Below are 20,667 nucleotides of genomic sequence, written 5' to 3'. Positions count from 1 at the left end.
CGAGAACAGACGACGGCCCCGTCGAAGACGAAGCAGATGGGGATTGTTGTACCACCCTCCCGGCGTAAACTGTGGCTTTCTGCGTCGTGAACCACGTAATGCCCCCAGCGCCCGCTGCGACGACCGCGAGTGTCGCACCTAGTCCGCCAAGAATCTTTGTAACTCGTCCAACCATCGATATGCCTCAAATCAATAGCCTGAACCCATTTAATTTTGGGTTGAGCTGATGCGAAGTAAGGGAAGTCTTCGTGGTCGGAGCCTACAGTGTAAAAAACGGGGAGCACCATACGTTTGCCAAGAATTATTCCTAATCGAATCGTGGACGCATCGTATATCCTGAGCGCAAATCACCCTCGCTATTCGGGCGCCTGACAGGGGAGACAGTGAGTAGAGTTGGCGGGACCGCACAGCATCACCAGTCGATAGTTGGAGTGGCACTGCTCATCTTGTGCCTTTTACTAGCTTCATGCTCCTGGCCGTGGGATAACCCCAAGGCCCAAAACGCCAACGGCTCACCGCGTGTGAGTGTCACCTTTCCGAATTCCCCGCCGGGGTTGAGTGCCAAAGTCGAGGCCCTCGAAATTACTGACACTATGCGGGACGCTCTGCCGTCAGGGGCCACTCTCCATGAGGCGGTGACGTTGACGATGGTCGAGGGTTCGCTTCCTGCAAATGGAGCGTTGATAGCCTTCGAACTTGACGTGCCAGTGGCACAAGATCGCGAAGCGAACATTGGCTACTGGAACACCAATACGGAGGAATGGGAGATCAGTCCCTCTGAGATTTCGTCGAACCGGAGAGTAGTTTCCGCAACGGTCAACCACTTTTCCCCATATAGCCTGATCGAAAAGGCCTTCAACGGGATCGGTAAAGTTCTAGGTGACAAGACTGATCCACCAAACTGTTCAGGGGGCATTCCTCCTTGGGCGGATCCACAGTTCTCAGAGGACAACATCAACGCCCCTGTGCTGTGGTGTGTGGGAACGGACGGAAACGACCCGGACATTATGGAAGTCCGGGTTGTCATGAATCGGCCAAACGCCGGCTCAATAGCCACGGCCATCAAGCCCGCCTGGGCGTGGAGTGACATGTGGGAGGAGGCTGCGCCGGCGACGTGGACGCAGGTCGCCGTCGGAGCAGCGCTGAACGGAGGGTGGGGGGATAAGTACCTCATTCAGCCGCTTGGAGAGTACCGCTTCGGCTTCAAGCGTGCAGAATTGCTGGACTTGTGGGGGAACAACACTAACCAACCACTCGTAGAAGTCGATTCCCAGCTCCCCTTTGTGATTGGAGGTCTCATGTACCAAGCAGTCGAAGGAAACGCGGCTGGCGGCCTGGCTGGTGCCTTCATCATGATGTCCTTAATCGAATGCGGCGGGAAGCTCAACTCAGCTGCAAAGGATCAGTCAGTAGGCGCCGCCTTCAAGGAACTTCTGCCTTGCCTGAATGATCGCAAAGACGCCATAGCGGTCGCTACGGCGAAAGCATGGTTGAAGATGAAGCCTGGAGCAAACTGGGAGCAGTCGATCAATGCGGGAAAGACGATCGGAAAAGCAATAAGGGCAGCGGGCCAAACCTATGCGGTCGCGAAACTGACGCTGACGGCGGGAACCATCATTGGAGACAGCCTGCTTGATCCCATCCTGCGCCAATTCTTCTTCCTTCCCGCAAACGAAGAACTGAAGAAGTACCTGAAGGCGAAGTACGCCACTAAGACCGAAATCATTGACCTGACGCCTTGGTCTGATTCGGGTACTCTCCAGAAATCCAAAACAGAAAATGGTGGCTCGACAGCCGCTAACAAAGGCATGTGCCTGGGATCCAGCGTCTCGTCTCGGGCCGACGCCTTCAGGTGTTTCCCTGCCAGCGGAGGCGTCTACGACCCTTGCCTGGCCAACCCCGGGGATACCACTGCGCTGGCTTGCATGGACGGTGAACCGTCGGCTTGGAAGATCTTCACGGGGATGAAGGTCACACAACGACCCAACGGCGTCAGCGAGGTTGCCGGGCCCTTCTACCTGGAGTTGGCCAACGGCATGGCTTGCCGCCTGAGCTCCGGAGCGGGTCCAATCCCGCCTTCTGGATACGACGGATGGGCGGGCACCTGCAAGTCTAAGTCGGGCTCTGGGGAGGTCGAAGTGTTGTGGGCGAAGTTCGCGTCGACGACGCTGTACGGGAGCTCCGTCTACGCCGGAAAGAGTCCCCAAGGCTACCTGCAGACGGCCGTTGGTCCCGAGGGTTCCCAACCTGTCTTGGTAGATGCGTTACGCATTTACAGATGACAGTTGAAGTCCCCTCGGGGGTTTCGAACAAGGACTGGTATCCGGACGTCGAACGCTACGAAAATCGAGTTACCTAGGACTACGATCGCAGCACTGTGACAGGCGTAAAAACCGAGGTCACTGGCGCAAACGCGTATGTGTGCAAACGGGGCTGTCAAGCTTCTCTCTGGAAGAATCAACTACTCAACTACATTGAAAGCAGGGTGGCGTGGCGGAGTACAGATTTGAAGATCTTGGGGATGACGCATTTCAGCTCATGGTTCAAGCTTTGCTACTTCACCTTCACCCGGATCTCTCGGTGCCTCCCATCCGCCAACCCGACGGCGGCCATGATGCCTTTGAACTACAGGACGAGACCGGTGTAAAGGTGTTCTCATACCAGGTCAAGTGGGTTCGAGACCAACGCCAAGAACGCGATCCTGTGAAGTGGCTCAAGGAGATCATTAAGCTTGAGGAGGGCAATCTTCGGAAGATGAAGGAGCGCGGGACTGAAGAGTGGCTCTTGGTCACTAATGTCCCCGGCACAGCGCATGAGGATACGGGAAGAATCGATCGACTTAATTCACATCTCCTCAGTGAAAGTAAGCGCTTCGGTCTGAAAATGAGGGCATGGTGGCGAAACGAATTAAGTCGTGCCTTGGATAGTGCACCGACGGAGCTGAAGTTTGCCTATCCGGACATGCTGTTAGGCGCGGATATCATCCGATCTATTACGCACACACAGTTTTTGATCGAACGGAAAAATAGACTAACCCAGACTTTGCGAAGCGTTGCTAGTTTTCAACGCGGGCAGGATAGCGAAGTTCGCTTCAAGCATGGCGAACTAGATGGGGTGGAATTGAATAACCTTTTCATCGATGTTCCCGCCGCACCATTGATTCATCGGATGGGTGCGGACGTCCGGACTCCTGGTTTCACCACGGGAGTGGGATTGCTGACTAAGCCAGGACAAAATCTCAACTCAGTGGTTCTGGGCGCGCCTGGTCAAGGGAAGTCAACCTTGGTGCAGTTTATTTGTCAGGTTCATCGCGCAATCTTTCTAGGTGGTAAAGAAGACCCAATGAGAGCCATCGGCTCACCTCCGTTAGCAGACATACCGCGAATACCATATCGGGTGGACCTGCGGATCTTTGCTCGTTGGGTTGCAGGTTACGACCCCTTTGCAGGCGGCGATGGGGGCAGTCGACGTGATGCCACCGAACCTGTTGGGGTCGAATCCTTCATCGCCAGGACTCTGCGAAAAGACAGCGGTGGAGCTGACGTCACAACCGACGATGTGTTATTTCTGCTGGATTGGCTACCGAGCTTTGTGGGCTTCGACGGCTTGGACGAAGTGGCCGAGACTACCAACAGGGAGAAAGTGGTCGACGAGATCCACGCCTTTCAAGAGAGGTCGCGCGCCTACCGCGGATCTACCCGGATTGTTGTGACGGCTCGCCCAAGTTATGCGAGTGCAGCCGAGCCACGAGACGACAAGTTTTCCTACTTCGAGCTACTCCCGCTCACCAATGAACTCCGCAACACGTATTTAGATCGATGGGTTTCAAGTCAAAAGCTAAGCGGCCAAGATGCGATGGACGTCCGCAAAGTCTTCCTTGCTCGATCTGCAGAACCTCACGTGAGTGAGTTGGCAACTAATCCTATGCAGCTCGCTATACTACTGTTCTTGATCTATAGGCGGGGTGAATCGGTTCCTACTAACCGAACTGCACTTTATGCCAGCTATATGGAGCTGTTCCTGGACCGTGAAACATCCAAGAATGATGTTGTAAAAAGACACCGTCATACGGTTGAGCGTATAACGGCATACATCGGATGGCATTTGCATGCAGACGCGGAGAGTGATGGGGGCACTGGACGAGCCACGAGACAAGAATTAATACGGCTGGTGAAGTATCGCTTGGTAGACCTGGGCGTAGAATCGTCGCTCGCTAATGCACTGTTCACTGCTGTAACACAAAGAGTGTGGGTTCTAACAAGTCGGACTGGCGAATATTTTGAGTTCGAAGTACAGCCTATTCGAGAATACTTTGCTGCCAAGCATCTATTTACAACCGCGCCAGCTGTCTCACGAGGGCATGGTGTGGACAGATTTGAGCGCATGCTGGCGCTGATGCACCGACCGTATTGGCTCAACGTTACCCGCTTCATGGCAGGCATGTTTGACGATGGGATGATATCGACACTGGCGGACAAAGTTGAAGATCTCTTCGAGACTGCAGATCGTCCCTTCTGGAGCAGGAGAGTAGGGAAGATTCTGTTGGAGGACGGCGTCTTTGACGCAGCGTCACGTCCTAGGAAGCGCGTTGCGGAGGGTGCTTTTGACGGCGTGGGAGTTGTAGAGTCGGTGGCCCGTAGCAGGCCGCGTAGACCGGAAAATCGATCTATTTTCGGCAAACCAAGTGCAGACATCTTGACGGATTTCCTCCGATCGTGCATCGCTCAAAGAGTGGATGGGCCATTGAGTTTCAAAATGGCTAGGGTCTTGGCGTCAATTTCGACCTCATCTCGTGAAACCTTGACGTGGTGGAATGAGCAATTTGAATTAACCGTACGTGACGAGTTACGAAATTCTTGGTTTCGATTGCTTGGCCCTTTAGGCATTGCCCGCTTCCTAGCAGCCGACCGGGCTGAGGAGCTGATCGGTGGCACTCCACAAGCGTCGGTCTTGCTCCTTGAAGCCGGCGTGAGCGCAGAAAGTGGATCATTTGTCCACTCGGAGTTCATAAAGGTCGCTGTGCACGGTGAGACTTCGAAGCCTCGAGGGAACTCCCTTGCCGCCGATCTGTTTGAAGTTTGCGACCCTCTATTTCTTCTGTCAAGAGGTGCTAAAACTGATCAAGTGGGTGATGGTGAACCAGACTACGAGGATTATGATCGCCCAAATTTTCCCCGCCAGGCGAATGCCCTTGGCCGAATGAAGAAGGCCTCGGGCCTAGGACAGCGTGTGCAGGAAGTTCTCAGAATTACCGCAGGTCGACGAGGCAGCACCCTTATGTGGAGTCAGTTGGCCAACGTACTGGAAGACGAGTACGGACCTAACTGGCTTAGCGTCCGAGTCGCCATATCTGCGGCCACCCAAAAGGTTCTAGCTCGTGGTATTGCAACTCGTGCAGAAGAAAGGAACCCGGCCGCATTTGGTGGGCGAATGGCCTCAAGTGGTTTACTGTCCGAGCTTCTGACCGGTCGGAACGACGTGTCGTGGTGGAGCCTTGCGTTTCGAAGCGTTGCGTCGCCCCTAGAAGCTGAGGCTTGGGTTCTAGCGCTTGTCACCTGCGCTGACGACGAAGTGATCCTGCAGTTGCTGGATCAAGCAACTAGTTTGGTTGCCGAACTACCCACGGATTCGTTGGAAAGAATTGGCATGGCTATCAGGGGTATCGCGAGAACTAATGTTCAGCGTTCACCGTATACGGTGGCGGTAGCTGTCAAGGCCCTGCCTCAACTTGCGGCATTGATGCTTCCTTTGTGCCATTTGGGCTCATTGGGATTCGACGTAAAGGCTGTGGAAATTATATCCGGTGACAGGTTCCTTCTTGAAACCTACGCCAATGCCTATTGGGCTGTGCGGGATCAGGGTACCCCAATGACGGAGGAGGAATTGGGGATCATTGCAGCTTGCGGTCCTAATTTTCACTTCCATGCCAAAGAGTTAGAGTTCGATGAGCACACCGCTGAATATGTCTTGTCAGAACCGGCGGTTTACCCAACTACAGCCCTGGTTCAGGCGGACCGTGTGCTCAGTTCGTCTTCAAGTGTCATCCCTCTTAAGGAACTCGCTGACCGCGAGGAGTGGTTCATAGTCCCTGAATAGCTTGGCTTGGGGTGAGCATAATGCGACCGGAGCTTCGGCCAACCGCTATTTGACCGGAATTCGCCAATTATATCGTGACACTTCGTGGCTCTACGGGCGACGTCGGGCGGTTTGCGACGCCAAGTCGGAGCTAATTCAGGGCCACTAGGTGGAGGAGGTGTGATCGCGCAACAGATGCAGTGATCATTGCTTGACTCTACATAACATCGGTTATGGGCTTTATCGGACAGCAGTTGGGGGAGTGCGCTGGAGTAGTCGAAATGATTCAATCTTCAGCTCTCACTGCGAAGGATGGATGAAGCCTTGAACTGAGCGTTCGGTGGCGTCTGCGCCGTCTTGAAGTGCTTGTGGCATGAGGTGGCCGTAGATCTGTTCGGTTGTCCGCACGGATGCGTGACCGAGCCGGCGTGAAATTGTGAACAGAGGCATTGCGCCGTCCTGGATGAGCCAGGAGGCGTGCTTATGTCGCAGGTCGTGGATCCGTGGGGACTCTGTCAGACCGTTGATTTGGGCTGGATGTACGGCTGGCACCCAGTAGTGCTGCCAGAAGGGCTTGTGGCCTATGTGGCCCCCTGCGGCGGTGGTGAAAACCAGATCGGTGCCCGTCCTGGCAGATAGCAATGGGCGGAGCAGGTTTGCAAGGCTCGTGTTGATCCCGATTGTGCGTCTTCCCGCCCCGGTTTTGGTGGGGCCTAGGTAGTAGCCCGACTCTCCGTCCCGTTTCCACGCCTTGTTGATTCGTGCGGTTGGCACGCGCGAGGTCAGGTCGATGTCGGCGGCCTGGATCGCGGTTGCTTCTCCGAATCGGGTTCCTGTCATGACGAGGAACTGCACAAATGCTGTGTAGTTCCGGTTCATGCCGTCGAGGAGCAGGAAGAATTCTTCAGGTGTCAGGAATCGGGCGCCGTCGTCCACGCGCTCGAGAGCTGGCAATGCGACGCCGCGGCATGGATTTCGGCTGATGTACTGGAGTCGCTCGGCAGTATTCATGGCCGCCGATAGCAGTCCATGCATGTTGTGGACGCTCTTAGGCGCGATGCCTTTGGAGCTCAGGCCCTTGATCCACTGGACGATATCGCGGTAGCCGAAATCCTCGAGCGCGATGTGGCCTATGGCATGGCGAATGTGCAGTTCCAGAATCCGCTGGTACGTGGCGATCGCCCCGGAGGCGGGCCGGATAAGAAGATCGATATGTTCCTGGACCACGTCGGCAACAGTCAGAGAACCGGGCCGGCCGCTCGGCGACTCGGTTTCTGGAGGTCGGCCGTGGCACTGAAGATGTTCGACCAGGCTGAGGGCTTCCTGCTCGGAGCCTACGCTTAGGCGACGTTGGCGTCGGGTCCCGAGTTCGCGCCAACGCACGGAGTATGCGATGGAGCCGTCCCAGCGGAGGCGTGTGTTGATGCTGACCACGAGGGAAGGCTACGCCCGGCTGTCCTGGCTTCCAATAGCTGCTCGGCGGCTGACGGGTCGTTCCCTGGTCCCGAGATGACCGGGAAGCCTTCGCTGATAAGGAATACCGTCGCGTGCTTCTGGAGCGACTCTTGGGTTCCATGCGTGACTAGCGAGGCACCAGGTGCTGGGAGATCAAGCTGGCAGCATCCCGCAGCTCGATGGTGCCTGCGGCGACACCGACGACGAGCTCGAAGCCCTGACCGGTGGTGAAGTCGTGCCGGTATCCGTTGACCCAGAGCAGCAGCACCATGAGGGTCCATGCGGTTCGTTTGTTCCCGTCGAGAAGTGGGTGGAACCGGGCGACGGACTCCAGCAGCGCAGCTGCCTTCAGCGAAAGTTCGGGATAAGCTTCTGCGCCCATGACTGTTGTGGATGGCCTGGTCAGTGCCGAGGCCAGCAAGCCAACGTCCCGAATGTGGAAGCCGTACCGGTCAACGACCTGGAGTGCGTCCTCGATATCCAGGTATGCTGTCACGCGTCCTCAAGCCGCGTCAGCAGTTCAGCATCATGGCTCAGGACGAAATCGAGGCCTTGGCTGATCTCGCGTCGGCGGGCATGCCGTTGCAGAACCAATTCCGCCCCTTGCAGCAGGAGCGCGGATTTGGACGTGTGCTCCTCGGCGGCCAGCTTCTCCAGTCGTCGATCGAGGTCTTCCGGTACCCGCAGATTCATAGCCATACACCCATGGTACCAAAACGGTACCAGGAAAGCAGATGAAGCGGTTCCTAGATCCGGCTGGCGGGGCGCCCAACAGGCGATCTCAAGTCAGCTCAAAAAGGGCTCTTTCTCATGGGGAGTACTTTGCGTTTTCTGTTCCGAATCTTCTGGTGCGTTTTCCTTTTTCATAGCTAAAGTCGTTCTCCGGATAGCCTTCAACATACGAATTCCAAACGGTGTAAGTATCCAGTAGTTTTTGACGTCACTAGGAGCATGCTCGCGCTCCGAGGGGTTCACTAGATCGAGCGTCATGAAGTCAGCCATGAGCTCATTGAACTGGTTATAGGCAACGATATCGGGATCCCTGCTGGTATCCCCACGAATGTCCATCGCTAAGAGACGAGACATGTCTTCAGTTGAGGCTTCTGCCATCATCTCCGGAGCCAGACGAAGAAAAATAGAGAAAAGCGAGCAGTCCTCCGCTATATGCCAGTCAGATGCCCCCGTGTATCTGTAGGAAGGTTTTCGCTCTGTATCCATCAAGATGTGGAGAGTGCTCTGGAGCTGCTCCAACTCTTCGCGCTCTGCAGCACCTTCTGAGATCTCGAGGCGACTGCGAAGATCGGCGTTTTCGGCGCTGAGCCGTGATAACTCGGCGGTAACCTCCGGTCCTGCTCCCGCTGATGAGGCACGAATCCATCCCTCGCGCGGGTTCGCCGTGATCGCCTTCATTAGAGCAAGGGAAAACTTTGCGTATAATTCATCGGCTGTGGACCAGTAGCCCACAGGCTTCTCCTGGATTAGCGCCTTGAACGCTTGTAGCTCAGTTTGCTTAACTGAATCCTTGTCAATCCTATCAGAAGGCCAAGGGGCCTTCTCATTGATTACAAATCCTAATGCAGGTATTCCAAGCTTCAGCGCATATTCATATTCCTTGCGCGTATAACTAGTTCCCTCATGCGTCAAAGAGCCCAGTCGGTGCGCGGCTATGACGGCGTAATAATCACTCTCTTCAATGTGTTTCGCAATGATCTGCCATTGCTCATTATCCGCCGCACTGAACATCTCCATTCCAACGGGTATGTGCCCCATCTCAAGAACAGCCTTGATCACTTGATCGCGCTCTTCTTTCAAATCCTCAAATGTTGAGCTAATAAAAACTTGGTATTTCGCTGTTGCGGCCAAGGCGTCCACCTTTTGTCATATAGCTTCTGAGTGCTGGAACTCTCATATATCTTACTCGGCTGCTCTCATGAAGAACGGGAGGGAGACGCTTACCTCCTGCTGATATCAGGGGTTCTGCACCTATTTCCCCAAGCGCGGCAGTGATGGCGTTTACCGGCTGTTCGTGAAGACGGGCGACGGAACGCTGAGCCATTTTCGCCGTTCTGGTGCCGCCTTGGGCAAGGATCACAGCCTTCGGAAGCGCTAGGTCGGTATTGGATAGGAAAGCTCCCAAGTTCATGATTGAGCCCGCAGGCCGTGTTTTGTGACTAGGCGGTCCACCCGTTGCTGCGCTTTGATAAGGGCGCTACGGCGTCTCTCCATCTCTTCGCCGTATGCATCAACATCTTTTCCGAACCGACTGCCGATCTCCATGTACCCACAGTCTTTGGTTGAAGGTACGAGTACGTTGGTCCAGTAGTAGAAGTGCCGAGCTGCTTCATCGAGCTCAGTATTGCGGAACCCCGAGGAAGCAAAACTCCATGTATTCATCTCATCTCCTAAATGGCGCAACAGGGACTGACCAATGGAATAGGGCGCCCAAAGAGGTTCCAGCAGATGCCTGAGTTCCGACTGTTTCAGATCTACTTGATAGGCAAAATTAAGGAAGTGCGCTGCGTCCGTTTCCGACACGGGGGAACTGAGCCGCTCGAAATCCTTTTTCAGCTCTTCGATCTCGCTTTTGGTCTGATCCAGCTGGATGTGGTGGTCACCAGGAAGGCAGACGCAACAGCAATCCCAACCAATGCAATCGCCCAACCCAGGAGGGGGGTGCTTATCGCAAAGTCCCGGATCTGGGGCACGAGCCAGCCGATAAATCCAATGATGGTACACAACGAGGCAATGGCCGTTATAGCGAGCCCAGCGCGGTCTCGAATGAATTTATCCATGAGATAACTATGCATTTGTGTCGCCTGCCCTCAAAATAAAGGCACAGCTCTAGTCGGATCAGGGTAGCTGGGCGGCTTATTGTGCAGGATCGCAAGACCATCGTAAGTAGTCTTTGCCGTCTACCTGCGCATCCCACTGACGTCGTTCGGGCGGGCGGTGGTCATGACCCAATCCTCATGCAGCCGTGGTACCGCCCCAGAAAAGGCACGGTGAGCCGACTTCTTCATCTACTTCTACTCATCCCGCTCATACGCCGAGAACCCCGATCTGTTGGCAGCTGCCTTAGACCGAGCAGGGTAGGTCATATGCTCTCGTACTGGCTTCTGAACGGAAAGCTAGGTCGTTGGCCACAGGAAGGTGACTCTTCTCTATGAGTCCTCGGAAACACTAGCGACAGCACCGGCTGTCGCACGAATGAGCTCACTTGGGACAGCTTGTTTGTGGTCACCAATAGGGCCTTAGCGGCAAGGGCTGACGAACTCCTACGCCCGCAAAGACAATCCTGATATCGAGGACGCATCCTTGGCGAGGTCCACGCCCGCGCCAAGGCAGAGCAATAGAGGGCGGCCTGAACATTGTAGGTATGACCGATGCCGTCGGTGCACCACTCCAACCACTACACCAAAAAAGCTACAGACCTGGGATGACCTCGGACGGGCTTTTGCTGCTCCAATTGCGCGAACGAACATGTGCAACTGAGGGGACGGAGAATACGGGCCTAACCGGACGCACGTGACGGACTGGCCGGATTGGTCGTATTGACCGGATGGGCAGAGTGGGCCCGCTGTGAGCGCCCTGGATAAAGGCGAACGCGTCACCTTCTAGTCGAAAATACCCATCAGAGAACTTAGACCTCTCATGTCCATGAAGATCGAATATGGTTCCGTTCTTGTGCCAGGCGACCACGGCCCCATGCAAATTCCGGACCATTGGATCTTCAAGCCAACCGATGACATCGCCTCGCGAATCGTAAATAGCTTCCATGCCTCAAGCGTGTCACAGACCCCCGACATTATGAGGAGACCACCCATGACTGTGGACTTGGGAACATACGGCCCGCACGTTCGAGCCGGACACTCTGAAGCGGGCGCCGCGCCGAATCGCTGGCGTTCCTGCAGGATGCCGCGGAAAGCCCCGCCGAGCAGAAGGCCGTGAAAGCCCTCGGCGGGCGCCCCACTCTTGACCCTGACGGCGGCCGCTCGTTTCTGTGGCGCGGTCAAGATACCAGAAACCATGGACCTCTTGCTCCGCGCCCAAGCCGATTCCGAAGGCAGGAAATTTCCTGACGTACTGCGCTCAGCAGTGAAGGAATACCTGGACAACCACACCCGCAACGCCAGTGGCCCAACATCAGGCACAGGGTGTCCGCCTCCGCCTAGACGGACCGCCACATGCCTCATCGGTCCAGTGGAGGCCGTGAGCAGACGGGAAGCCCCCATTGCTTTGTGAGCTCGTCCCGCGTATGCCAGAAGACTGTGTAGCGAGTTAGTCAGTTCCTCGTCTTCGCATGATCGGCATAGTGAACCATGTCAGGTTTCAGCTCCACGACAAACAGGTTACCCAGGTCCGTCCAGTCCTGGGTCGAGGCCTGTTCGTCGGCAAGAAGCTCAAGGCATACCTGCACGCTCCAGTGCTCGAACCCGTTCAGGAGATACGGGTCAGAGTGGTTCTCCCATCCGGCACGGACGCAAGCCGCACTCGTACCCCCAGGGACTGGTTGATCGACAACGAATGTAGTTTCCCACGAGAACCGGCCGTAAAGACACCGAACCGCCTTGCCCGATGTCTTCGCGTTCGCAGGCCCCGAATATGGGTAGGGCTCAAATTCGTCCGCCGCTGCTGCCGGGGCACATCCCGATCCATCGGTGACGTCATAGCGCTGCTATCAACATCTGGTAGCTGCCCGACATGAGACCTCGTGCAGCGTTTCAAACACAGGTGCTGAAGGGACCAGGCGGAAACATGACACCGCCTCAACCACGTCGCCGCCCAGGTGCACGCCTCCGCACAAGACCCAGAGGCGCAACTGAACGCCCGCCGACGCGAAGAAGAACAAGAAGACCCCCAGCCCGTGCAGAGCTCAGAAATCGATGGCTCGGGGCGACGGGGCACCACGCTGTAGGACCTCTGTGTCACCTGGCTGAGCCCACTATGGGTCAGCTGTTACTGGATACGCGATAGAGGCTCCGCGTGGAAACGTTTTGATGGGGACCCCTCAAATAGCGTTGACAGGAGCGTGGGGCGCAAGGCTGGATGGTCTTCCCGGAGACAACTTCCAGGAGTACCGTTGATCCAATACAAAATGAATAAGTGTGTTGATATCGGCGGGAAGGGGCAGATGTTGCAGACCATTCAGGAAGAGCTCGCCCGCGTATACGCGGGTCGGGAGTTGAACCGGCTTGAGGTTTTGCGAGCATGTGCGGCGGCACGGAGCGTGGGTCTGAAACAGGCTGAGATCGCGCGTCGTCTGTCTATTTCACAACCCGAGGTGCACCGTATTTTGCGGAAGATCAAGAGTTTCCCGGACTTGTTGGACAAAACGCCTCGGGAAGTCATCCTGGAATTTCATGCCGGGCGCATTGAGCACGAACTGATGCTTAAGGAACTCAAGGCATGGAACTACACCTACTCGCAGGACGCTGAACCGGCCAACCCGGAAGGTCAGTTGACCGGCGGCACGTGGGACGACATACCCGATGCTTTTCTTCGGGACCTGATCACCGGGGAAGACTACGAGGCCATCGTGGAAGCCGCTCACCCCACGGTGGACTAAATGGACGAGCAGACGCTACGCCTGGTTGAAGCCGAACTGAATACCCTGACAAGCCCGGGAGCGGAACTGCACCGCAACGCCGCTTGGGCCACGTACGTGCCAGAACAGCCTCTGCCCACGGACCGGCTACGGTATCAACGCGTGCTGCTCGATGAACTTCTCGCCGAAGGCGCCGATGAAATCGAAAAGAGCGGCCTCGCGGCTATCATCACTGCAGGTCCACCTGGTGCCGGGAAAACCACAACACGGAAATCCCTGGACATGGGAGGGCCCGGGTGGCGGGTAATCGACGCAGACGAAATCAAAGTACGCCTGCTCGATGATGCGGTTCAGGAAGGCCGGTTCGACAGCCTCTTGACCCGCAGACTCGCAGACGGGTACTCCATCATGCCCAACGAACTCTCGACTCTCGTCCATAACGAATCTGTTGATCTGGCCAGCCGGCTCATCGAACGCTGCCTTGAAGCGCAAGAGAACGTCGTCATCGAGGGAACCCTCTCGTGGGAAGGGCTGCCCAACCGTTACCTAAAATGGCTGGAACTCAACGACTACAACAGCGTCACTCTTCTGGACATCGAAGTAGACCAAGCCACTGCCCTTGAACAGGCATATCTGCGATGGTCCGAAGGGAGAATCGGAACCATCAACGGAACCCACATCCGCGGAGGACGCTTCACCCCAAAGGACGCCATCACAACGCTTTACGACTCCACCGGCGGTTTCTCCAAATGCAACCGAAACGCCGTGGACTTCTTCAACAGCCGAACGACAACCGGCTTTGATACTCTCGAACTCCTCGTCAAAACCCAGGAAAACACTGAAATCCAGACCTACCGACGACTCGTAGGCAAGCACACAGGCCCACCACCCCAGTACCTCCAAGACACCTACGCCAGAACAACCGGCCCTGACGACCGCGCCCGCAAGGACTAACTCGTTGCACGGCCAATGGGCAGTTATTGATGGCCGCGTTGCGGTGCTGCGGCAGTTCGCGACAGGATCAGGGATGGGGCGGATTGATTCATCTGATGAGATACGCAGGGTTCAGGTTTACATAACGTCCATTATCGGCGTTCAAAGTACGGGAGTAGAAGTAGACGAGAATTCCGTCCATTCAGCATCCGGCGCTTCCAACAGAGCCCACCAGCCAGTCCGCCGCAGCCCGCACTAAGCATAAATAGCGATGGCTCTTTCCAAGGCAGCGGCGACTGCGATGATCGCATGATGGCTGGCGGAAGTTTCGCGGCATGCGAGAAGAGCTTGGCGGCTTTGGATGCCTGGAGCGGTCGGGAACTTCCGTAAGTTGGGACCCGTCGTGGAGTGCGAGCCCGGGCAGGGCCGCTATTGCCGTTCCTGCCTCCACGAACCGCAGTTGAATGGTGAGGTCTTCAGTGGCGCAGACGATCCGCGGGTCGACGCCCGCTCTCCGGCATGCGTCATTACCAACGTGCGGGGTGCCGAGTCGTCAGCGTCCCCAGCAGCCGGCGCCGGCCAACTGCACGATGATTTTCTTCTAGTGGACAAGGTTGTCCCTGTCGCCGCGTAGATTGCGAGCCACAAGAGTTCTCGACGAGTTCTGTGAATGTAATCCAGGCGTGGTCTGGACTGGGTTGCCGGGGTTGGACTCCGTGATGACGAGGCTATACTGCTGTCAGGTTGGTTCTACCCTGAATGTTGGAGGCTTCCACTGGCAGGCGTGAAGGGTTCAGTTCGGTGCAGCTACCGTTTCCATGATGAGCAGGTGGCCGCCGTCGATTTCGGCTATCGTGAGCGATGCGTTGATGGCGGACAGTTCTGCAAGGTCCTGGATGTGGGTGCCCCCGCATGGGATATTGATGCGTCCGGTTGGGAGCTCGCAAACCCAGGTTCGTCGCGCGGAAAGAGCTGCCGCCTCTCGGTCGATCCGCACGGCGCCTCCGGCCTGGATCCACTGCGATAGCTGGGCGTTGACACGTTCAGCAACGGACGCAGGGTCGTCGAGCGAGGTGGGAGAAAATCCCTTTTTCCGGAGGGATTTTCCGATGCGGTAGGTGTCCGTGGATCGGTGCGCGTCGATGCGCGAATGCTGGATGGCCAGTGAGTCGAAGGCAGGGTTTCCCAGTGCATCCTTGACCACGGGTTTGGTCCATGCTGCTGCCAGTGCGGCGTCGAGGGCAAGCGCGGCGAGGTGACAGGCGGTATGTCCGGCTGAGAGAGCGGCACGAAGGTCATCTTCAACGTCGATCTGTACCGATTCACCGACCGCTGGGGGCGGTCCTTCGATGAGATGTGCGACAACGAAAACCCACCCATCGGTTCCCATCCGGACCGGCATGTCCGTGCCCAGATGAAGTTCGCCGTCGCGGATTCCGCCGGTGACGCACCCGAGGATCGGCTGGGTACCAGCTGTAGTGGTCATCGTTCCGCGGTCGGCTGGCTGGTCGGGCCATGCCATTTCGACGGGATGGAATGCCGTGATGTCGAGCAGGACCGCTGACCGCCCGGCAGTCAGCGACTTGACGTGGAGGACGGTTCCTATCGAAACGATCGCGCCGTCCGGATAGGTAACAAAGGTGTCGTTAGTAGGCAGGGGCATGGGTTAGTCCGTTCGCTCGAGTACGTCGTTAAGGGGCGAGATTTGTCATGAGGCACTGTCTGTCCTTCTGACTGCGCTTGCTCGAGGAGGATATTCCGTCCGGAATTAGGCTCACCCCAACCAGAGCATAGGTGGCGGCTGGCATTGCTGTCAGAGATCACCGCACCTAGCCTGATCCGGTGGGTGCACGCGGTGTCATAGCTTGGGCCAGCCATGACACCGCGTTCTGTCGGTACAGTATGAAGCACGGCCAAATTTGGGTTGTGAGGAGGAAACCCTTCCCAACCCCTGCATGTTCAGAGCCGTAGTTGATCCACCGCGGTTTTCGTTTCAGTTGGTGTGTCTTTTTCCTGAAAGCTGCGCGCCACAACGGAATGCCGGCGACCGTATGCGAGGTAAATGCTAGCCCCGAGCGCCATCCAGATCACGAAAACTATCCAGGTGCTTCCCCCGAGGTTCAGCATCAGAACCAGACACATAACAACAGCAAGTATCGGCGTGAACGGGTAAAGAGGGACCCGGAAGGTACGTGGAATGTCGGGCTGGCTGCGACGCAGGGCGATGACCGAGATGCTGACGAGCGCGAACGCGAACAAGGTTCCGATACTGGTTGCGTCGGCCAGTTCGCCGAGAGGGATCAGCCCTGCGGCGGCAGCGATGGCGCCACCGGTGATGAGGGTGTTGGCGATCGGGGTGTGGGTGCGGCGGGAGACCTTGGCGAATACAGGCGGGATCATTCCGTCGCGTGACATTGACATCAGGATACGGGTCTGGCCATAAAGCGTGACCAGGACGATGCTGACGATGGCGATGACAGCTCCGATGGCGAAAATCAGGGAGACCCACACGGTTCCGGTGACTTCTTCAAGGATGCGTACCAAGGCCGATTCCTGACCGTCGAACCAGCCCCAGGGTCGGGCGCCGACGGCGGCAACGGCGACGGCCACGTAAAGGACCGTCACGGCAGCCATCGAGATCACGATGGCTCTGGGCAGGTCACGTTGGGGGTTTTTTGCTTCATCGCCGGCGGTGGAAGCCGCGTCGAAGCCAATGTAGGAGAAGAACAACCTGGAGGAGGCAGCCGTTATGCCGGCCAGACCCATGGGGGCAAGTGGTTCAAGGTTCCGTGATTCGAATGCGCTGAAGGCGACGACGATAAAGAGCAGCAGTACAGCTACTTTGAGACCTACGAGGATGGTGTTGACGACGGCGCTTTCACGGGATCCTCGAACGAGCAACACAACGGCGAGCAGTACGACCACGACCGCTGGAACGTTGAACACTCCCCCATCGCCCGGTGGTTGTATCAGCGCTTGCGGAAGGTCAATACCGAACGCTTTGGTCACTTCGGATAGGTATTCACCGGCTCCGACAGCCACGGCGGCTACGGAGACTGCGTACTCCAGCAGCAGGCACCATCCGCAAATCCATGCCAGCCCTTCACCCATGGTGACGTAGGTATAGGAGTAGCTGGATCCCGAGACGGGTACGGCCCCTGCCATTTCCGCGTACGACAGGGCTGAGAGCATGGCCGCAACGCCTGCTATGACGAAAGAAATCCAGATGGCGGGCCCGGCAATGGGTACAGCATCACCCAAAACGACGAAAATTCCAGTTCCCAGAGTGGCGCCCACACTGATCATCGTCAGTTGAACCAGGCTCAAGCTCCGCCTAAGACCGGTTGTCTGAGTGTCTGATTCCTTTTTCAGCATGTGCAGCGGTTTGCGGGCTTTCACCTGCTGGATGAGACTCAACCCCGTCTGGGGCGGCCGTGTGCCACGTGTTGGAGAATTCTCCATTATTGCCTTTCAATCTTTTGGAGGTGCGCACCCGGCTGCAGGACGCACTGATGAGCGCTGCGAGGGCGGGGCGGTTGCTTCATCATGGATGGCATCGAGGAGCCAACGCGCAGGAGTCGTCTTCGACCCTGAGCCTGCCTAGGCAGACCGCGCAAGCCATTCTCAGTCATTCATGGTTGAGGCCGTTCCTGTTTCGAGCTTTCAGTCCCCGCCTCGGTGCGGGTGCCTCTCGAGCCTAGTTTTTACTTAGCTGTGAGCGGCATCACCGTAAGCCGGAGTGAGCCATACGCCCGCAGGCTCCCCCCTAGGCGCAGGAAATATGCATCATCTTGAGGCCGGTCGCGCACTTAACGTACGGGGAGCCATCGAAATGTTGGGCATATAACCCACTCCGGGGCCGACGCGGCTGTCCGTAAGAAATTCTCGGCCTTTGCAGGCGAATTCGTGGCCAGAGTGCGGTCCTTCTTATGGCCGATTGCTCATCCTCCCGTGAACCGTAGCGTTACCACAACGTTCCCAAGAACGGACATATGTGCCTATAGAAAGTGCAAATCATGCAGAAGAGAACTGGCTTGGCCCTTGTTCTGGCCGCAACGATCGCGTTGTCTGTCGCCTCTTGTTCAACGTCCGAGCAGGCCGGCGGAACATCGTCTCCCGAGAGCCTCAATCCCGCCAATGTCAGTCAGGACGAGCAGATCGCGGCGAGCGTTCCCGCTGATATCAGGGCTGACGGCACCCTGACCGTGGCGACCGACCCTACCTATGCTCCGGCGGAGTTTCTTGGCGGCGCCGACGGCCAAACGCCCATGGGCTTCGATATCGACATCGCCAACGCCGTCGCCGCGCGCATGGGCTTAAAGGCGGAATTCCAGAACGCCGACTTCGCCAACATTCTCCCTTCGCTCGGCCCGAAATATGACGTGGGCGTGTCCTCCTTCACCGTGACGTCCACGAGGTTGAAGGCCGTCAACTTCGTTAGCTACCTCGCCGGTGGCACGCAGTGGGTGGTGCAGAAAGACAACCCGAAGAAAGTTGACAGCAAGAATGCGTGCGGCTTGAAGGTAGGGGTCGAAACAGGAACTCTTCAGGAGAGCGCCGTCAGAAAGCAATCCGATGACTGCGTCGCCAGTGGCAAGCCTGCTATTGAAGTACTTACACTCACCAACCAGACGGACGTCACAACGCGGCTCATCAATGGCGGCCTCGACTCGTTCGTGGCCATGTCGGCCGCTGCCGGATACGCCGTGTCCGAAACCGGCGACCGGCTTGAAACCCTCGGGGACGCCGTGGACCCGAGCCTTGTCGGAATCGCAGTCGCCAAGGACAACGAACCACTGGCTACCGCCGTCGCAGCCGCTGTCAACAGCCTCATCGCCGACGGGACTTACGAGAAAATCCTTAAGTCCTGGGGCCAGGAAAAGACCGCTGTGGACAAAGCCGAAGTGAACCCGGCCACCAACCTCGAGTAGTCCGGGACCGGCACGGTGCAGGAGCCGGATACGTCAGCAGAACGCTGACGTATCCGGCTTTCCGGCGCCGTTCGGCAGTGCTGGGGGTGGGGTGTCCTCCACAGGTTCCGGTTCCACCAGCAGGGTCGTATCATCGGCGGAAAGCAGCCGTCGACCTGCCCCGTCGTCCAGCCACACCCACAACAGGGTGCCATCAGGCATGACAACATCGATGATCCCCCTTCTGAAAGCTCCGTTCAGATGGAAACTCACCCGCTGGCCAGATCGGTATAGAAGCGATTCTTCGGCCTCGCCGGCGTGAAATGGCGGCATCCAAAAGAGCTTCCCGGACGGGTCGACAACGATGCGTTTGGTGGTCGGTTCTTCGGTAACCGCTGTCAACTGATGGCCGTTGAAGGTCGCGGCTAGGTGTTGTCGATCCGTCATGTGTCGGTCCCTGACTCGGCGTAGATTCGTGCGGATGCCATTGATTCCCGGAGTTCCCTGCGGCGGCGCAGTGGACAGAGACCCACGAGCCAGGTCAGCTCTGATGCGCAGAGCAGACCCGTCTGACTTGGTGCTGTCCGTTGACCAACGGCAGGTCGCCGGTGCTTAGGCTTCCATTGGGAAATGTAATTCCCCGGTTCGGACGCCCGCGCACAGCATCAGGGATCGTGGGGCTTCGCTGACTTGTCAGCGGCAATGCCGCATTGGAGCTGATCGTTGTTGACGCCGCATCGAACACCGAGGCTTACCGGGGGCCTTCGAGTGCTTCCCTGAAAAGCCGGATGAGCGCCTGCGGCCGGGACCCGGGCCGCTCCCTGGAGGTCAGCGCAATGATGTTTCGACTCATTTCCAAGCCGTCGACGCGGACGCGGACCAGGCCTTCTGCGCGTTGAAGTGAGAGTTCGGGAAGGAAAGCGCCGCCCATGCCGGCCCCGACCAAGGCCGCTGTGGCATTGAAATCATCACTGACACCTACGACGCGGGGCCGGAAGTTATGGCTTCGCAGGTGCTGTTCTATGACGATCCCGTCGCTGCCGCCGGGGTACTGCATGATCCACGGCCTGGATGAGAGATCATCCACGCTCATGAGCGTGTTGGAGGCGATCCCCCACGTAGCGGGAATGACCACCTTGAAGGAGTCCTCGGCTATGTGGTCCCTGGCGATACTCGGCGGCCAGGACGGGCTGGAGTCTCCGAGTTGGAACACGAAAGCTACATCAAGTCCGCCAGACCTGAGTTCATCGGCAGTCTCCCAAGGCTCGGCTACGGACACGCGCAGGTCCACCCCTGTTTCCTCCCAGTCCGGATGCCGCAACACCAAGGGCAGGATCCTTGCTGCAAGGCTGGGAAATATCCCCACCCGCAACAGGTCCTTACCTGCACCCTGAACCGCCCGTGAACTGGTAATCATGACGTCCACCCCGGCCAGGATACGTGCGGCCTGCTTGGCCAGCGCGAATGCTTCCTCCGTGGGCGTGACGCTCCTGGCGTGGCGCGTGAACAGCCGCACTCCTGTCTCCTGCTCGAGTGCCAGCATCTGCTGCGAGACATTCGAGGGCGAGTAACCGACCTCTTCTGCGGCGGCAGCGAAGGAGCTTGTCTTCATGACAGCGAGCAGTGTTTGCAGTTGGCTGGAACTGATGGCCATGATCTCTTCCTTAGCGTCGCTGTCCCTATCTTGTCCTGTTTCGCCGGCCGGGTCCCACTCTGTGACCCCCAATCTACTCGCAGGCCCCGAAGCGG

General features: G+C 57.3%; 16 protein-coding genes. 6 read left to right on the top strand and 10 right to left on the bottom strand.

All coding sequences use genetic code 11. From position 1 onward, the window contains the following. The first annotated feature begins 647 nt into the window (after positions 1-647). Both IEY62_RS20865 and IEY62_RS20860 read left to right on the top strand, forming a co-directional pair. Positions 648-2,282: a hypothetical protein gene (locus IEY62_RS20865; protein ID WP_229785500.1), complete on the top strand. Its 1,635-nt coding sequence runs from the start codon at positions 648-650 to the stop codon at positions 2,280-2,282. 208 nt (positions 2,283-2,490) lie between these two features. Further along, positions 2,491-6,096: an NACHT domain-containing protein gene (locus IEY62_RS20860; RefSeq protein ID WP_189021317.1), complete on the top strand. Its 3,606-nt coding sequence runs from the start codon at positions 2,491-2,493 to the stop codon at positions 6,094-6,096. Between the two features lie 279 nt (positions 6,097-6,375). Here IEY62_RS20860 and IEY62_RS20855 read toward each other — a convergent pair whose 3' ends face one another. The 6 genes from IEY62_RS20855 to IEY62_RS21945 form a co-directional block, all read right to left on the bottom strand. After that, a complete protein-coding gene (locus IEY62_RS20855) occupies positions 6,376-7,509 on the bottom strand; it encodes a tyrosine-type recombinase/integrase (RefSeq protein ID WP_189021316.1) in 1,134 nt (377 codons plus the stop codon). A gap of 148 nt (positions 7,510-7,657) precedes the next feature. After that, on the bottom strand, positions 7,658-8,026 hold the full coding sequence (locus tag IEY62_RS20850) for a type II toxin-antitoxin system death-on-curing family toxin (protein WP_189021315.1): 369 nt from the start codon (positions 8,024-8,026) through the stop codon (positions 7,658-7,660). Beyond that, positions 8,023-8,229: a ribbon-helix-helix protein, CopG family gene (locus tag IEY62_RS20845; RefSeq protein ID WP_229785494.1), complete on the bottom strand. Its 207-nt coding sequence runs from the start codon at positions 8,227-8,229 to the stop codon at positions 8,023-8,025. Before IEY62_RS20845 ends, IEY62_RS20850 begins: the two co-directional genes overlap by 4 nt. An 87-nt stretch (positions 8,230-8,316) precedes the next feature. After that, positions 8,317-9,393: a DUF4062 domain-containing protein gene (locus tag IEY62_RS20840; RefSeq protein WP_189021314.1), complete on the bottom strand. Its 1,077-nt coding sequence runs from the start codon at positions 9,391-9,393 to the stop codon at positions 8,317-8,319. 276 nt (positions 9,394-9,669) lie between these two features. After that, positions 9,670-10,191 (bottom strand): hypothetical protein, encoded by a 522-nt coding sequence (locus IEY62_RS20835; protein WP_189021313.1) that lies wholly within the window; start codon positions 10,189-10,191, stop codon positions 9,670-9,672. A gap of 762 nt (positions 10,192-10,953) precedes the next feature. Beyond that, a complete protein-coding gene (locus tag IEY62_RS21945) occupies positions 10,954-11,307 on the bottom strand; it encodes a 4-fold beta flower protein (RefSeq protein ID WP_407671509.1) in 354 nt (117 codons plus the stop codon). Positions 11,308-12,610: 1,303 nt separating this feature from the next. Between IEY62_RS21945 and IEY62_RS20830 the strand changes: the two genes are divergently transcribed. From IEY62_RS20830 to IEY62_RS20820, 3 genes are all read left to right on the top strand, one after another. After that, positions 12,611-13,096 (top strand): helix-turn-helix domain-containing protein, encoded by a 486-nt coding sequence (locus tag IEY62_RS20830; protein WP_229785493.1) that lies wholly within the window; start codon positions 12,611-12,613, stop codon positions 13,094-13,096. Then, the gene (locus tag IEY62_RS20825) at positions 13,097-14,029 is read left to right on the top strand and encodes a zeta toxin family protein (RefSeq protein ID WP_189021312.1); all 933 of its coding nucleotides are present in this window, start codon (positions 13,097-13,099) and stop codon (positions 14,027-14,029) included. It begins immediately after the preceding gene. Positions 14,030-14,369: 340 nt separating this feature from the next. Beyond that, positions 14,370-14,642, top strand: coding sequence for a hypothetical protein (locus IEY62_RS20820; protein WP_189021311.1), 273 nt, complete (start codon positions 14,370-14,372; stop codon positions 14,640-14,642). 159 nt (positions 14,643-14,801) lie between these two features. On the opposite strand, the gene IEY62_RS20815 is transcribed toward IEY62_RS20820, so the two are convergent. After that, the gene (locus IEY62_RS20815; RefSeq protein ID WP_189021310.1) at positions 14,802-15,671 is read right to left on the bottom strand and encodes a metal-dependent hydrolase; all 870 of its coding nucleotides are present in this window, start codon (positions 15,669-15,671) and stop codon (positions 14,802-14,804) included. Positions 15,672-15,967: 296 nt separating this feature from the next. Then, positions 15,968-17,470, bottom strand: coding sequence for an amino acid permease (locus IEY62_RS20810; RefSeq protein WP_189021309.1), 1,503 nt, complete (start codon positions 17,468-17,470; stop codon positions 15,968-15,970). Positions 17,471-18,024: 554 nt separating this feature from the next. On the opposite strand from IEY62_RS20810, the gene IEY62_RS20805 reads away from it, so the two are divergent. Continuing rightward, positions 18,025-18,939: an ABC transporter substrate-binding protein gene (locus IEY62_RS20805; protein ID WP_189021308.1), complete on the top strand. Its 915-nt coding sequence runs from the start codon at positions 18,025-18,027 to the stop codon at positions 18,937-18,939. Between the two features lie 33 nt (positions 18,940-18,972). On the opposite strand, the gene IEY62_RS20800 is transcribed toward IEY62_RS20805, so the two are convergent. Together IEY62_RS20800 and IEY62_RS20795 are read right to left on the bottom strand one after the other, a co-directional pair. Next, positions 18,973-19,365 (bottom strand): hypothetical protein, encoded by a 393-nt coding sequence (locus tag IEY62_RS20800; protein WP_189021307.1) that lies wholly within the window; start codon positions 19,363-19,365, stop codon positions 18,973-18,975. A 304-nt stretch (positions 19,366-19,669) separates the two neighbouring features. Further along, positions 19,670-20,572, bottom strand: a complete 903-nt coding sequence (locus IEY62_RS20795) for a LysR family transcriptional regulator (protein ID WP_189021306.1) — start codon at positions 20,570-20,572, stop codon at positions 19,670-19,672. Positions 20,573-20,667 lie beyond the last annotated feature (95 nt).

The organism is Paenarthrobacter histidinolovorans, assembly GCF_014647595.1.
GTDB classification, from domain to species: Bacteria; Actinomycetota; Actinomycetes; order Actinomycetales; family Micrococcaceae; genus Arthrobacter; species Arthrobacter histidinolovorans.
This window is presented reverse-complemented; position numbering and strand designations above follow the sequence as displayed.